15 protein-coding genes are annotated in these 14779 nt (G+C 64.8%); 7 read left to right on the top strand and 8 right to left on the bottom strand.

Going from position 1 to position 14779, the window contains the following annotated elements:
• Positions 1-102 precede the first annotated feature (102 nt).
• The 6 genes from lptF to rsmA are packed head-to-tail and all read left to right on the top strand — an operon-like array spanning position 103 to position 7537.
• Complete coding sequence (gene lptF / locus M3465_RS14405) at positions 103-1203, top strand: LPS export ABC transporter permease LptF (RefSeq protein ID WP_283255076.1); 1101 nt, start codon at positions 103-105, stop codon at positions 1201-1203.
• Entirely contained in the window at positions 1200-2294 is a 1095-nt protein-coding gene (gene lptG / locus M3465_RS14400; RefSeq protein WP_249502472.1) for an LPS export ABC transporter permease LptG, read from the top strand. Before lptF ends, lptG begins: the two co-directional genes overlap by 4 nt.
• Complete coding sequence (locus tag M3465_RS14395; RefSeq protein ID WP_249502471.1) at positions 2294-4432, top strand: LPS-assembly protein LptD; 2139 nt, start codon at positions 2294-2296, stop codon at positions 4430-4432. Before lptG ends, M3465_RS14395 begins: the two co-directional genes overlap by 1 nt.
• Positions 4423-5652, top strand: a complete 1230-nt coding sequence (locus tag M3465_RS14390) for a peptidylprolyl isomerase (RefSeq protein WP_249502470.1) — start codon at positions 4423-4425, stop codon at positions 5650-5652. Before M3465_RS14395 ends, M3465_RS14390 begins: the two co-directional genes overlap by 10 nt.
• The gene (gene pdxA, locus M3465_RS14385; protein WP_249502469.1) at positions 5649-6686 is read left to right on the top strand and encodes a 4-hydroxythreonine-4-phosphate dehydrogenase PdxA; all 1038 of its coding nucleotides are present in this window, start codon (positions 5649-5651) and stop codon (positions 6684-6686) included. Before M3465_RS14390 ends, pdxA begins: the two co-directional genes overlap by 4 nt.
• Positions 6687-6700: 14 nt before the next feature.
• Complete coding sequence (gene rsmA, locus M3465_RS14380) at positions 6701-7537, top strand: 16S rRNA (adenine(1518)-N(6)/adenine(1519)-N(6))-dimethyltransferase RsmA (RefSeq protein ID WP_249502468.1); 837 nt, start codon at positions 6701-6703, stop codon at positions 7535-7537.
• Positions 7538-7551: 14 nt separating this feature from the next.
• On the opposite strand, the gene M3465_RS14375 is transcribed toward rsmA, so the two are convergent.
• The 5 genes from M3465_RS14375 to speB form a co-directional block, all read right to left on the bottom strand.
• Positions 7552-8103, bottom strand: a complete 552-nt coding sequence (locus M3465_RS14375; protein WP_249502467.1) for a DUF4167 domain-containing protein — start codon at positions 8101-8103, stop codon at positions 7552-7554.
• Between the two features lie 204 nt (positions 8104-8307).
• Positions 8308-9156 (bottom strand): peptide chain release factor N(5)-glutamine methyltransferase, encoded by an 849-nt coding sequence (gene prmC, locus M3465_RS14370; RefSeq protein WP_249502466.1) that lies wholly within the window; start codon positions 9154-9156, stop codon positions 8308-8310.
• On the bottom strand, positions 9153-10202 hold the full coding sequence (gene prfA / locus M3465_RS14365; protein WP_249502731.1) for a peptide chain release factor 1: 1050 nt from the start codon (positions 10200-10202) through the stop codon (positions 9153-9155). Before prfA ends, prmC begins: the two co-directional genes overlap by 4 nt.
• A gap of 38 nt (positions 10203-10240) precedes the next feature.
• Positions 10241-10654, bottom strand: coding sequence for a DUF1499 domain-containing protein (locus M3465_RS14360; protein WP_249502465.1), 414 nt, complete (start codon positions 10652-10654; stop codon positions 10241-10243).
• Between the two features lie 72 nt (positions 10655-10726).
• A complete protein-coding gene (speB, locus tag M3465_RS14355; protein WP_249502464.1) occupies positions 10727-11689 on the bottom strand; it encodes an agmatinase in 963 nt (320 codons plus the stop codon).
• Between the two features lie 104 nt (positions 11690-11793).
• Here speB and mazG point away from each other — a divergent pair, with 104 nt between their 5' ends.
• The gene (gene mazG, locus M3465_RS14350; protein WP_249502463.1) at positions 11794-12600 is read left to right on the top strand and encodes a nucleoside triphosphate pyrophosphohydrolase; all 807 of its coding nucleotides are present in this window, start codon (positions 11794-11796) and stop codon (positions 12598-12600) included.
• An 80-nt stretch (positions 12601-12680) separates the two neighbouring features.
• Here the strand turns inward: mazG and M3465_RS14345 are convergent, their stop codons facing one another.
• The 3 genes from M3465_RS14345 to fabG form a co-directional block, all read right to left on the bottom strand.
• A complete protein-coding gene (locus M3465_RS14345; protein ID WP_249502462.1) occupies positions 12681-13361 on the bottom strand; it encodes a hypothetical protein in 681 nt (226 codons plus the stop codon).
• Positions 13362-13534: 173 nt separating this feature from the next.
• The gene (locus M3465_RS14340; RefSeq protein WP_249502461.1) at positions 13535-13768 is read right to left on the bottom strand and encodes an acyl carrier protein; all 234 of its coding nucleotides are present in this window, start codon (positions 13766-13768) and stop codon (positions 13535-13537) included.
• A 266-nt stretch (positions 13769-14034) separates the two neighbouring features.
• Positions 14035-14772 carry a 3-oxoacyl-ACP reductase FabG gene (gene fabG, locus M3465_RS14335; RefSeq protein ID WP_249502460.1) on the bottom strand — a complete coding sequence of 246 codons (738 nt, stop codon included), beginning with the start codon at positions 14770-14772 and terminating at the stop codon, positions 14035-14037.
• Positions 14773-14779 lie beyond the last annotated feature (7 nt).

Below are 14779 nucleotides of genomic sequence, written 5' to 3'. Positions count from 1 at the left end.
GGTTGACCAGAGGCGGCTTTTCCCGCAAACCCGGACGGGAACGGGCGCAAGCCCCGATGTCGCCGTGTGAGAGGGTCCGCCGTGCCAAGATTCGACAGATACATGCTGTCGCAACTCATGGTCCTATTCGGGTTCTTCTCTCTGGTTCTCGTCTCGGTCTATTGGGTGAACCGGGCGGTCGTGCTGTTCGACCGGCTGATCGCGGATGGCCATTCGGCGGGGGTGTTCCTTGAATTTTCCGCGCTGAGCCTTCCGGGCGTGATCGCGCGGGTCTTGCCGATGGCGTCCTTCGCGGCGGCGGTCTATGTCACCAACCGGCTGATCGGGGATTCGGAACTGACGGTCGTGCAATCGAGCGGCTACAGCCCTTGGCGGCTGGCGCGCCCGGTGCTGGTCTTTGGGCTGATCGTGGCGCTGATGATGTCGGCGCTGACGCATTTCCTCGTGCCCGCCTCGACCAACCAGTTGAAGGAGCGCGAGGTCGAGATCTCCGGCTCGATCAGCGCGCGGCTCCTGCGCGAGGGCACGTTCCTTCATCCCGGCCCCGGCGTGACCTTCTTCATCCGCGAGATCGACGCCGATGGCGAATTGCACGACGTCTACCTGTCGGACCGCCGCCGCGCGGATCGCGATGTGACCTATACCGCCGAGCGTGCCTATGTCGTGCAGGGGGTTGAGGGGCCGCGGCTCGTCATGGTGAGCGGGCTGGCGCAGACACGGAACGTGGAGACGGGCAAGCTCTCGACCACGATCTTCGAGAATTTCACTTATGATATCAGCAACATGATCGTGCAGAGCCAGAACCGCAACCTGCGCTCGCGGCATGTGCCGACATGGGATCTTCTGACGCGCCCGGCAGAGGTCGCGCTGCTGGTCGATGAGCCGATCGCGCGGGTGAACGAGGAGCTCCATTCGCGGTTTCAACAAGCCCTTCTGGGACTGGTGGCCGCGCTGATCGGGTTCGCCACGCTGCTGACGGGCAGTTTCAGCCGCTTCGGCGTGGGGCGGCAGATCGTGGTGGCGATCTTCCTCCTGGTCGTCGTCAAGCTGGTGGAAAGCGCGGTGACCGATCCGACGCGCAGCAATGCGGCGCTCTGGCCGCTGGTCTATCTGCCATCGGCGGTCGGGCTGGGGCTGGCGGGGGCCATGCTCCATATCGCGGCGCGGCCCTTCCGGGCCGGGCGGCGGGAGGTGGCGGCGTGACCCTGCATCGCTATTTCGCGCGGCGTTTCCTGTGGACCTTCCTCGGCATCTTCGCGATCTTCTTTCTGTTTCAGCTTCTGCTCGATCTGGTGGATCAGATCCGGCGGCTCGACGACGACGTGAGCTTCGGCGAGATCATGCACCTGACGCTGCTCAACACGCCCGAGGGGATGTATCAGATCCTGCCTCTGGTGATGATCCTGTCGGCCATCGCGCTCTTCGTGTCGCTCGCACGGTCGTCGGAACTGGTGGTCACGCGCGCTGCGGGGCGTTCGGGGCTGGTGGCGCTGGTCGGGCCGCTGGTGGTCGCGGTGGTGATCGGCGGGCTGACCGTGGCGATGGGCAATCCGATCGTCGCGGCCACGTCGAAAGCCTATGCCGATCTGCGCGAAAGCTATCGCAGCGGCGAGACCTCGGCGCTGTCCATCGGCAAGGAGGGGCTCTGGCTGCGGCAATCCGATCCCGCGGGCCAGACGGTGATCCGCGCAGCGCGGGCCAACCCCGACGGCACGGTGCTTTATGACGTGATGTTCGTGGCCTATGCCGAAGGCGGCGGGCCGGTGCGGCGGATCGAGGCCGAGGAGGCCACTTTGGAGGCCGGTGCCTGGAAGCTGCGCGGCGCGAAGGTCTGGCCGTTGCGCGTGGGGCTGAACCCCGAAGCCAATGCGCAGGTCTACGGTATACTGACGGTGCCATCGACGCTGACCGAAGACAGCATCAAGGACCGGTTCGGCCGCCCCTCCGCCGTGTCGGTCTGGGAACTGAGCGGCTATATCACTGATCTGGAAAGCGCCGGGTTCTCTGCGCGCCGACACGCGGTCTGGTTGCAGATGGAACTGGCGCGGCCGGTGTTCCTCGTGTCGATGGTGCTGATCGGCGCGGCCTTCACCATGCGGCACAGCCGTCTCGGCGGCACCGGGATCGCGGTTCTGTCGGCGGTGCTGCTCGGATTTTCGCTCTACTACGTGCGCAACTTCGCGCAGATCCTGGGCGAAAACGGGCAACTGAACGCGCTGGTGGCCGCCTGGGCGCCGCCCCTGGCATCGGTGCTGCTTGCGCTGGGGTTGATCCTGCAACGGGAGGACGGCTGATGCGGCGCGCGGCCTTGGCAGGGCTATTCGCGCTGATGACTGGCGCGGCTGCGGCGCAGTCTGCCGATGTGCTTCTGCTCACCGATTCCGTGTTGGTGGAGGAAGGCGGCGATACGCTGGTCGCCACCGGCAATGTCGAGGCGCTGCACGAGGGCACGCGCCTGACTGCGACGAGCATCGTGTTCGACCGCGAGGCCAACACGCTTGATATCCAGGGGCCGATCCGCATCACCGATCCCAACGGCGACGTGCTCACCGCGACCGAGGCCGACCTCGATCAGGGGTTCCGCAACGGGCTTCTGGAAAGCGCGCGTCTCGTTCTGGACGAACAGTTGCAGATCGCCGCCGCCCGCGCCGCCCGCGTCGAAGGGCGGTATACCGCCATGCGCAAGGTGGCCGCGACCTCGTGCCAGGTCTGCGCGGGTGAGGAGCCGCTCTGGGCGATCCGCGCGAGCCGCGTCGTGCATGACGCGGAGGCGCAGCAGCTCTATTTCGACGATGCACAGCTGCGCGTGCTGGGCGTGCCGGTCTTCTACATCCCGCGCCTGCGCCTTCCCGATCCGACGCTGGAACGCGCGCAGGGCTTCCTGATCCCCGAACTCAAGACCTCGACGCTTCTGGGCTTCGGCATCCGCCTGCCCTATTTCATACCGCTCGGCGATCATGCCGATCTGACGCTGACGCCCTATGTCTCGCCCATCACAAGCACGCTGGAGCTGCGCTACCGGCAGGCCTTCCGCAACGGCGATCTGAGGATCGACGGCGCGGTGAGCCGCGATTCGCTCACCGATGACGATCTGCGCGGGCTCTTCTTCGCGAATGGCGGGTTCGACCTGCCGCGCGATTTCCGACTGGATTTCGATATCGAGGCGGTGACGGACGATGCCTATCTCAACGATTACAACGTCTTCACCAAGGACAGGCTGGATAGCGCGATCACCCTGTCGCGCACGCGGCGCGACAGTTTCTTTTCCACCGGCGCGATCCATTACGAAAGCCTCACCGATGGCGAGGACAACGCGACGCAGCCAACGATCATCGGCGATCTGCGCTACCGCAAACGCTATTTTCCAAATCGGATCGGCGGCGAGATCCGGCTCGGGTTCGACCTGCACGGACATTACCGCTATTCGGATACCGATATCGACGGGCCGGATGCCGATGACGTGGTGGACGGGCGCGACGTGGCGCGGGCCAATCTCGATCTAAGCTGGCACAATCGCTGGACCCTGCCCTTCGGCCTGCGCGCGGGTGCGGTGGCGAAGCTGTCCGCCGATCATTTCATGATCCGGCAGGACGCGGCGGCAGAGGGGGAGTATTCGCAACTCACCCCGGCGGCTTCCGTTGAATTGCGCTGGCCGCTGGTGCGGCGCACATCCGACGACGGCAATGATCTCATCGAACCCATCGTGCAGGTCGGCTGGGTCGGTGGGGACCGGCTCGGCGTGCCGAATGACGAAAGCACCCGCGTCGAATTCGACGAGGGCAACCTTTTGGCGCTGTCGCGTTTTCCCGCGCCCGACCGGCGCGAGCGCGGGCTGATCGGCGCGGCGGGGCTGCGCTGGCTGCGTGAGGATCCGAATGGCTGGCGCGCGGCGCTGGTGCTGGGGCGCGTCTGGCGCGAGGATCTGGACGGTGATTTCTCGCGCTCCTCGGGGCTGGACGGCGAATTTTCCGATTGGCTCGTCTCGGGCCGTTTCATGCACAAGAGCGGCATCCAGCTTCTGGCGCGCGGGCTCTACGACATGACCGACACCCGTTTCGCCAAGGCCGAGATGCGCGCCGATCTCAACCGCGGCCGCTACGCGCTGGGGGCATCCTATATCCTGCTGACAACGGATGCCGACGAAGATCGCGACGACGCGCAATCGCAATGGAGACTGACCGGGCGCTACGATGTGAACCGCCACTGGACGGCCACCGGCCAGACGCGATACGACATCGCGGAAGGGCAATTTCTCAAGGCGGGGCTTGGCGCTGAATACCGCAACGAATGTGTCGTGGTGGATTTTTCGGTCTCGCGCCGCTTTGCCTCTTCCTCTAACCTGAACCCATCGACAGATTTCGGCCTGACCGTGGCGCTGACAGGCTTCAGCACCGGCGGCAGCGGCAAGGAGTACCGACGCTCATGCAAGTGACGCATCTTCTCACCCGGAAATTCGGCGCTTTGGCGCTTGCGGCCAGCCTTGCGCTCGGCGCGGTGCCCGGCGCGGCGCAGAACCTTTTTGCCCCCGTCGTGCGCGTCAATGAAGGCGTGGTGACGGCCTATGAGCTCGATCAGCGGGCGCGGATGCTCGGCGTGTTGCGCGCGCCGGGAAACCCGCGCGAGCTGGCGCGCGAACAGCTGATCGACGACCGCCTGCGCGCGCAGGCCGCCGAGGCGGCGGGGATCGCGCCGACCGAGCAGGAGGTGCTGGACGGCATGACCGAATTCGCCGCGCGCGCCGATCTGAGCCGCGAGGAATTCGTGCAGGCGCTCGCCGGGGCGGGCGTGGCCGAACAGACCTTCCGCGATTTCGTGCGCGCCGGGCTGAGCTGGCGGCAGCTGGTGCAGGCGCGTTTCGCCGGGCGGGTCAACCTGTCGGAGGCCGAAATCGACCGCGCTCTGGGGGCCTCGGGCGGATCCTCGGTGCGGGTTCTGCTGTCGGAGATCATCATGCCGGCCCCGCCGCAGCAGGCCGACGAGGTGATGCAGCGCGCCGAACGGATCAGCCAGACGACATCGGTGTCCGAGTTCTCCGCCGCCGCGCGCCGCTATTCGGCCACCGCGACGAAACAGGCCGGGGGGCGGCTGCCCTGGCAGAACCTCGACGATCTGCCGCCCGTCCTGCGGCCGCGCGTTCTGGCGCTGGCACCGGGCGAGGTCACCGATCCGCTGCCGATCCCCAACGCGGTCGCGCTGTTTCAGCTGCGCGATATCGAGGAAACGGGCTATGACGCGCCGAGCTATGCGGCGATCGAATACGCGGCCTATTACATGCCCGGCGGGCGCAGCACCGAGACGCTTGCGAAGGCGCGGGTGCTGCAAAGCAAGCTCGACCGCTGCGACGATCTCTACGGTGTGGCGCAAGGCCAGCCGCCGGAGGTTCTCGAACGTCAGAGCCTGCCGCCATCGGAGATACCGACTGATATCGCCTTCGAGCTGAGCAAGCTCGATGCCGGAGAGGTCTCGACCGCGTTGACGCGTTCAAATGGGCAAACCTTGGTGTTCCTGATGCTGTGCGGCCGCACGGCAGAGGCGGGCGAGGATGTCGACCGCCAGCAATTCGCGCTTGGCCTGCGCAACCAGCGCCTGCAATCCATGGCAGAGAGCTATCTCGCGCAGCTCCGCGCCGATGCCCGTATCACAACGCCATGAACCCGGCCCCCATCGCGCTGACCATCGGGGAGCCGGCCGGGATCGGGCCAGAGCTTGCCGTCGCGGCGTGGGAGGCGCTGCGCGGGGACGTGCCGTTTTTCCTCATCGGCGATCCTGCGCATCTGCCCGACGAGGCCGAATGGCAGGCCATCGCAGCGCCGGATGAGGCTTTGCAAACGGGCCGCGCATTGCCGGTCCTGGTGCATCCGTTCGACGGGCCGCGCCGGACCGGCCAGCCGCAGCCGGCACAAGCGCGCGGCGTGGTGGCGGTGATCGAACGCGCCGTCGCGCTGGCGCGCAGCGGCAAGGCCGGCGGGATCTGCACCCTGCCCATCCACAAACAGGCCTTGCAGGAAGGCGCGGGTTTCGGTTTTCCCGGACATACGGAATTTCTCGCGCATCTGTGCGATACGCCCGATGTGGTGATGATGCTGGCCGGTCCCGCTTTGCGGGTGGTGCCGGTGACGATCCATATCCCGCTTTCGGAGGTCAAGCTGGCGCTGACGCCCGACCTGCTGGAGACGCGGATCAGGATCACCCATGCCGCGTTGCGGGATCGGTTCGGCATCGACGCCCCTCGCCTCGCGGTGGCCGGGCTCAACCCTCATGCGGGCGAAGGCGGGCGCATGGGCCGCGAGGAGATTGACGTGATCGCGCCGGTTCTGAAGCGGTTGCGGTCCGAAGGGATGGACATCGCCGGACCGCTTTCGGCGGACACGATGTTTCACGCGGCGGCGCGCGACGGGTACGATGCGGCGATCTGCATGTATCACGATCAGGCGCTCATCCCGATCAAGACGCTGGATTTCGACCGCGGTGTGAACGTGACGCTGGGTCTGCCGATCGTGCGGACCTCGCCCGATCATGGCACGGCGTTCGATATTGCCGGTCAGGGTCTGGCCAATCCCGGCTCGACCGTCGAGGCGTTGCGGATGGCGTGGCGCTTGGCGGGAACGCGGCGTGGTGGGGGCCAGCCCGCCATCCATCGTGCTTGCACCGATGGCGCACGACGAACGGCCCCCCGGGATATTTAGGGCAAGAAGAAACTATGAGTTCGATTGATAGCTTGCCTCCCCTACGCGAGGTGATTGCGACCCACGGGCTGAGCGCGCGCAAATCGCTGGGGCAGAATTTTCTGCTCGATCTGAACCTGACGGCGAAGATCGCGCGGCAGGCGGGCGATCTGCCGGGGATGGATGTGCTGGAGGTCGGGCCCGGGCCGGGCGGGCTGACACGGGGGCTTCTGGCAGAAGGCGCGCGGCGGGTGCTGGCGGTAGAGAAAGACGCGCGTTGCCTGCCGGCCCTGGCGGAGATCGCGGCGGCCTATCCGGAGCGGCTCGAGGTGGTGGAAGGCGATGCGCTGGAGGTGGACGCGCTGGCGCGGCTCTCGCCGCCGATCGCGATTTGCGCGAACCTGCCTTATAATGTTGGCACCGAATTGCTGGTGCGCTGGTTGACGCCGGACACCTGGCCGCCGGTGTGGCAAACCCTGACGCTGATGTTCCAAAGGGAGGTCGCCGAGCGCATCGTGGCGCGGCCCGGCTCGAAGGCGTATGGCCGTCTGGCGGTGCTCGCGCAGTGGCGCTGCGATGTGCGGATTGCAATGCACTTGCCGCCCGAAGCGTTTACGCCGCCGCCGAAGGTCAGTTCCGCCGTGGTGCATCTGCGCGCCCTGCCCGAACCCCGCTTCGAAGCCGATCCGAAGGTTCTGGAGCGCGTGGTCGCGGCGGCCTTCAACCAGCGCCGCAAGATGCTGCGCGCGTCGCTCAAGGGGCTTGCGCCGGATATCGAGACGCATCTCGAAGCCGTGGGCATTTCGCCGACGGAACGAGCCGAGCGTGTTTCGGTCGAGGGGTTCTGCGCGCTGGCGCGCCGCTTAGGCTGACCTCCCGAGGGCCGTCATTCCGCCGCGTCGGGTGCCGAAGCGTCGTTTCCGGTCTCAGCTTTCGGCTCGGGTTTCTTGCGCGGTTTGCGCGGCGCGCGCGGCTTTTTGGGTTTGTCCTCGGCCTGCGATTCGGGCGTCTCCACCAGACCGCTTTCCTCGGCGCCCTGTGTCTCCACGATATCGGGTTGGGGTGCCTTACCCGGATCATCCTCGGATTTCTGGTCCTGTTGCTCGGCGCGGGCGGCGCGTTCGGCGTCGCGCTGCGCCTGGCGTTCGCGGTTCTCGCGCTCCTGCTGTTCGCGGCGCGCATCCTGTTCGCGCTGCGCTTCGGACAGAAGACGCATGTAATGTTCGGCGTGCTGCTGGAAATTCTCCGCGTTCACCCGATCATTGCCAAGCTGCGCGTCGCGGGCCAGCTGGTTGTATTTGTCGATGATCTGCTGCGGGGTGCCGCGCACCTTGCCTTCGGGGCCGGAGCTGTCGAAGACACGGTTGACGACATTGCCAACGGAATTGGAGCGGTTGCGGTTCGACTTGTTCCGCGAGCGTTTGTTGGAAGAGCGCATATTTGACGTTTCAGCCTTCTGTCAGCTGTTTTTGCGATTGCGTTGTGCGCTTCATGCGCGAGGAATAACTGCAAAAGCATCCATATTTCGGCTATCATCGCGCGAGAGGGGTCAGACCAGCCTCGACCGGCGCGATACCTTGAGTAACCATGTCAGACGTTTCGGCACAAGAGGTTTTGGGCGAAAAACGTCAGAAACACCGGCTCAGCAGAGCGTATGTGGCGATTTTACGCCGGAAACCACCCTGTTCCTGCCATCGAGGTCGGTATGGGTTTCGATCATTTCAAGCCCCGCCTGCGCAAAAAATGCACGGACCCGGTCGCCTTGGGTGGGGCCGATCTCGACCATCAGGCGGCCCCGCGGTGCCAGATGGCGCACGGCCTGCGCGGCGATGATGCGATAGGCGCTCAGCCCGTCACCCTCGTCGGTCAGGGCGATGCGCGGCTCGTGGGCAAGCTCGGGCGCGAGGCCGGGCATTTCGGCGGCGGCGATATAGGGCGGGTTGGATACGATGAGATCGAACCGGTCATCCGGTGACACAGCCTCAAGCCACGCCCCTTGCTCGAAACGCACGCGTTTCGCGAGGCCGAGCCTTTGGGCATTGCGCAACGCGATTTCCAGCGCCGCGGCGCTGAGGTCGGTGCCGGTGCCGCTGGCGCCGGGACATTCGGCGAGCAGCGTGCAAAGGATACATCCGGACCCGGTGCCGAGATCGAGCAGGCGCGTGAACGGTGCGGTGAGCGCCTGCTCTATCAGCGTTTCGGTTTCAGGACGCGGGTCGAGCACCTCCGGCGTGACGATGAACTCCCGACCATAGAAGGCACGAGAGCCCGTCAGATGCGAGACCGGCTCGCGCGCGCAGCGCCGGGCGACCAGAGCGCCCAGGCGTTCGGCCGCGCCCGGCGGCATGTTGTCCGGCAACACCAGCGTCAGCCGACCGGGCGCGATTCCGAGCGTGTGCGCAAGAAGGCGGCGCGCGTCGCGGGAAGGATCGGGAATGGCGGCGGCTTTCAACCGGGCGACCGCGCGCGAGAGCGCTTGCGCTCCGGTCATGCCTCCATCTCGGCCAGCAACGTGGCCTGCGCGTCGGCGGTCAGCGCATCGATTATCTCGTCGAGATCGCCGGCCATCACCGCGTCGAGCTTGTAGAGCGTGAGGCCGATACGGTGATCGGTCAGCCGGCCTTGCGGAAAGTTATAGGTGCGGATGCGTTCGGAGCGATCGCCCGAGCCGACCTGCGCCTTGCGGCTGGCGGAGCGTTCGTCGTCGGCCTTCTGCCGCTCCAGATCGAAGAGCCGCGTGCGCAGCACCTGCATGGCGATCTCGCGGTTGCGGTGCTGGGACTTCTCGGAACTGGTGACGACGATGCCGGAGGGGATATGGGTGATGCGCACCGCTGAATCGGTGGTGTTGACATGCTGGCCCCCTGCCCCGGAGCTGCGCATCGTGTCGATCCGCAGATCGTTCGGATCGATCCGGATATCGACATCCTGCGCTTCGGGGAGCACCGCGACGGTGGCGGCGGAGGTGTGGATGCGCCCGCCGCTTTCGGTCTCCGGCACGCGCTGGACGCGGTGCACGCCGGATTCGTATTTCAGACGGGCGAAGACATTGTCGCCCTTGATATGGGCTACGACGTCCTTGATCCCGCCAAGCTCGGTCATCTGTTCCTCGATGATCTCGAACTGCCAGCCGCGCGCTTCGGCGTAGCGCTGATACATGCGCAGCAGGTTGCCGGCAAAAAGCGCGGCCTCCTCGCCGCCGGTTCCGGGGCGGATTTCGAGCATGGCGGGGCGTTTATCTGCCGCGTCGCGCGGCAGCAGCGCAAGCTGCAAGGCATGTTCAACCTCTGGAAGGCGGGCCTTGAGGGCGGGCAATTCCTCCTGCGCAAGTTCGCGCAGTTCGGGATCGTCCAGCATCGCCTCCGCGTCCGCAATATCGGCGCGAACCTGTTTCCATTCGGCAATCTGCTCGGCCACCGGACGCAATTCGGCATATTCGCGCCCGAGCGCAGCGATATCGCCGGACCCTGCGGCCATCTGGGCCTCAAGATACTCGAAACGCGATTGGATCTGGTGCAGGCGGTCTTCGGGGATCATGGGCGGTCTGTCGGTCATCGGCGCGGCGCGGTCAAGGCCTATCCCTGCTGCGCGCGAAGACGGTCCAGCCAGGTTTCGACCCGCTCGCGGTTCACGCCCAGATCGGATTGTCCGAACCGCTGGCGCGCATAGAGTTCGAGCACGCCCTCCTCGGACATGACGGTGGTGTAATCGGGAAAGCCCATCCATTGCGAACGGGTTATATACGTGACCATCCCGTCCGCCACGCTGCCGGCCAGCACTTCGGTGCGCGGCGTGGCGAGGATGATCCGGTCGAGCCTGTCGAAGGTGGTGTCATCCGCCGGGATGCGGCGGCGCACGCCGCTGGCGAGATCCTGATCGGAGGTGACTTGCGGATCGACATGCCAGACCGCCGGGTCGGACGGCGCGAGCCGGATCCACGCGAGGCCCGCGATGATGGCCAGAAGGATGGTCCAGAAGATCAATTTCACAGTGTCCTCACCTCTATCGTGCCCCCGTGCCGCGCCTGCCCGGCCCATTGCACGCTGCCGTTCAGATGGGGGCTATCCGCGCCGCGTCCAACCCCACAGGCTCAGGATTTCCGTGGCGACATGCGCACCGGCGATGGCGGTCGCGCCTGTCGTATCATAGGCCGGGCTGACTTCGACCACATCGCCGCCCATAAGCTCGATCCCGGCGATGTTCCGCAGGATCGCCGCCATGTCGGCGCTCGACGGCCCGCCCCAGACGGGGGTGCCGGTGCCGGGCGCGAAGGCCGGATCGAGGCAATCGATATCGAAGGTCAGATAGGCCGGATAATCCTTGAGAATGCCGCAAATCCGCTCGGCCACCGCATGTGGCCCGATGCGGTGCATCTCGGGCGCATCAATGATGTTGAAGCCCAGCGTGTCGGGATTGTCCGTGCGGATGCCCACCTGAACCGACCGCGCGGGATCGACCAGCCCGAGCTTCACCGCCTTGTAAAGGAACGTGCCGTGATCGATCCGCTCCATGTCGTCATCGGCCCAGGTGTCGGAATGGGCATCGAATTGCAGCACCGACATAGGCCCGTATTTCTCGGCATAGGCTTCGAGGATCGGCAGCGTGATGAAATGATCGCCCCCCAAGGTGACCGTGGCCGTATCGTGCGACAGGATACCGGCGATATGGGATTTCAGCGCTTCGGGAAAATCGGCCGGTTTCGCGTAATCGAAGGCAAGATCGCCGTAATCGGCAATCGCGAACTCTTCCAGCACGTTGTAGCCCCAGCCATAGGGCGCATCGAACGGCTGCAGAGCGGACGCCTCGCGGATCGCGCGGGGGCCGAAGCGGGTGCCACTGCGGTGCGTGACCGCCTGATCGAAGGGCACGCCGGTGATCGCCACATCGACGCCGTTCAAATCCTTGGTGTATCTGCGCCGCAGGAAAGAGGTCGCGCCGGCAAAGGCATTCTCATAGCTCGCACCGCGCAGGTCTTTGCGGGTAAAGGCATGATCGATCTGCGTTTTCGCATCTTCGAGGGCCATCGCTCATCGCTCCGTCATTGGCTTGCGCCGGGTGCGGGCCGCTCTGGACTCCCCGGCGCCGATACCGCATCCCTGCATCTAACCGCGAAGAACGGAGGCACGCAATGTCCGATGACCTGATCCACGATCCGAAAGGCGGGATGCCGCGCCTGCTCGAGATCATGCGGCGCCTGCGCGATCCCGAAAAGGGGTGCCCCTGGGATATCGAACAGGATTTCGCCTCCATCGCGCCCTACACGATCGAGGAGGCCTACGAGGTCGCCGACGCGATCGAGCGGCAGGCGTGGGATGAGCTCAAGGGCGAGCTGGGCGATCTGCTGCTGCAATCGGTCTATCATACGCAGATGGCCGAGGAAGCGGGGATGTTCACGTTCGATGACGTAGCGAACGCGATCTCGGACAAGATGGTCGCCCGGCATCCGCATGTCTTCGGCGATGAAAGCCGCGACAAATCGGCGGCGCAGCAGGTGCAGGATTGGGAAAAGATCAAGGCCGCCGAACGCGCCGGCACCGCGCAGCGCGGCGTTCTGGACGGCGTGGCGCAGGGGTTGCCGGCGCTGACCCGCGCGATCAAACTGCAAAACCGCGCCGCGCGGGTCGGGTTCGATTGGCCGTCGAGCGACGAGGTGCTGGACAAGATCGTCGAGGAGGCGCAAGAGGTGCGCGAGGCCGAAACAGAGGCGGACCGGTTCGAGGAATTCGGCGATCTGCTGTTCGTGATGGTCAATCTGGGCCGTCACATGGGTCTTGACCCCGAAGCGGCCTTGCGCGCGGCGAACGGAAAATTCACCCGTCGGTTCGAGAGCATCGAGGCGGCACTGGCCGAGCGGGGCAAGACGCCCGCGCAAAGCGATCTGGCAGGAATGGACGCACTCTGGGATGCGGCGAAGCGGGCAGAGAAGGAGGGGTGATTTGTCGGGATTGGCACCTGACGGCGCGGAGACCAGAAGAGTACGTCCGGACACAGCGGAGATCGGGAATGAGCCCTGAACTAGCTACACGGTGACCCAGAGACATGCCTTCCGACCCATGTTGCAACGGCTTCCACGGCCTCGGAGACCATGGCGTCTGAAGCAGCGACATCGTCCGGATTCTCAAACCCGTGATTGGCGTTTTTGACGGTGCAAACCACGATGTTTGGCGCTGCTTCAAGCGGGGCGATCAACTCCGGTTTGAACGACGGATCGTTCGTACCAATGACAAGGATCGACTCATGGGTGTGAGTCAGAAGCTGGTTCAGCAGTGGCGTCTCAATCAGACTGGGTGTCAACCAGACCGCGCGCACGCACTTTTCAGAAAAGATGCGCTCGGAAAGCGCCGCTCCCATTGATATTGTGCCGAGCGATTTTCCGATGACCCAGACACTTTGATAGGGTTTCAGTTCCAAAAGGGTGTCAACAATATCGCGGCCATCCAAAGCAATCTGAGCAAACAATCTATCGTCACTCGCCTCAAGGAACGAGCTGTCTTCGCAATAGTCAAAAACTAGACGCGCAATATCGCATCCGCGATCCTGAAAGATGTCCGTGACACGTTTGAGTAGAGGACGCTCATATCCATAACGGAGTCCAGGTAGGACCACCGCAAGCTCGGATCCTCCCACATCATCAAACTGCGCCTGTACATATCGCCCGCGTCCAAATGAAAGAGGGATCGTGATCGTCTGGGTCATCTTGCTTCCTCGCCTTCGGTCACCTTACCTGAAATTGCGAGCAATAGCAGCAAAGTCCGCATACCGAGCGATCAGGTATCACCCGACGGACTGAATCTCTTTCCCGAACACCCAATAAAAAAACGCGCCCCGAACCCGGAGCGCGTTTTTATAATTCTCGAAGGATGCGAAGCTTACTGCGCGTCCTTGATGAACTTCACCGCGTCGCCGAAGGTCTGGATGTTCTCGGCCGCGTCGTCCGGGATCTCGATGCCGAACTCTTCCTCGAAGGCCATGACCAGCTCGACCGTGTCGAGGCTGTCGGCGCCAAGATCGTCGATGAAGGAGGCGTTTTCGACGACCTTGTCCTCTTCGACACCGAGGTGCTCGACAACGATTTTCTTAACGCGATCTGCGACGTCGCTCATATTCTTGTCCTCACAGTTTCAACGGCACGGATGGCCGGTTTTGCCCTCGCCGGGGCGGAAAATGACGTGCCCCGCGGGGCTGTGATATGCGCCTTTGCTCGAACGCGCGAAGGCAAGTTCTGTCCGAAACGGACTGACCAAAACCTGCGCCGCTATAGCATATGAGACAGGGATGGCAAACGATTTGCAAGCAGCCTGCCGCGCATCCCGGCACGATATGTGGCCGATCCTCCGCGCGCGGCGCGCCGGAAAATCCGCCAGCGAAATCAGAGCATTGCCATGCCGCCATTCACATGCAGCGTGGTGCCGGTGACATAGGCGGCCTCGGGGCTGGCAAGATAGAGCACGGCGGCGGCAATCTCTTCGGGGGTGCCCATGCGGCCCATGGGAATCTGCGTCTGGATTGTGGATTTCTGATCCTCGGTCAGCTTGTCGGTCATCGCCGTGGCGATGAACCCCGGCGCGACCGCATTGACGGTGATGCCGCGGCTGGCGACCTCGTAGGCAAGCGATTTGGACATGCCGATCATCCCGGCCTTGGCGGCGGCGTAGTTGCCCTGCCCCGGATTGCCGGTGGCGCCGACCACCGAGGAGATGTTGACGATCCGCCCCCAACGCGCCTTCATCATGCCGCGCAGCGCGCCTTTGCAAAGCCGGAAGGTGGCCGTCAGATTCACATCGAGCACCGATTGCCATTCCTCATCCGACATCCGCATGAAGATATTGTCGCGCGTGATCCCGGCATTGTTGACGAGGATATCGAGGCTGCCCATCGCTTCGGCCGCCTGTTTGGGCAGCGCGGTGACGGCCTCTGCATCGCTTAGGTTGCAGGGCAGCACATGGGCGCGCTCCCCCAGATCGGCGGCGAGCGCCTCCAGCGGCTCCTGCCGTGTGCCCGAAAGGCCCACGGTCGCGCCAGCGCCATGCAGCGCGCGCGCGATCGCGCCGCCGATGCCGCCGGACGCGCCGGTGACGAGCGCGGTTTTTCCTGTCAGATCGAACATTTATTGT

The organism is Marivita sp. GX14005 (assembly GCF_023370775.1).
GTDB lineage: Bacteria > Pseudomonadota > Alphaproteobacteria > Rhodobacterales > Rhodobacteraceae > Marivita.
Note: the sequence above shows the minus strand (reverse complement) of the source record. Positions and strands in the feature narration are given on the sequence as shown.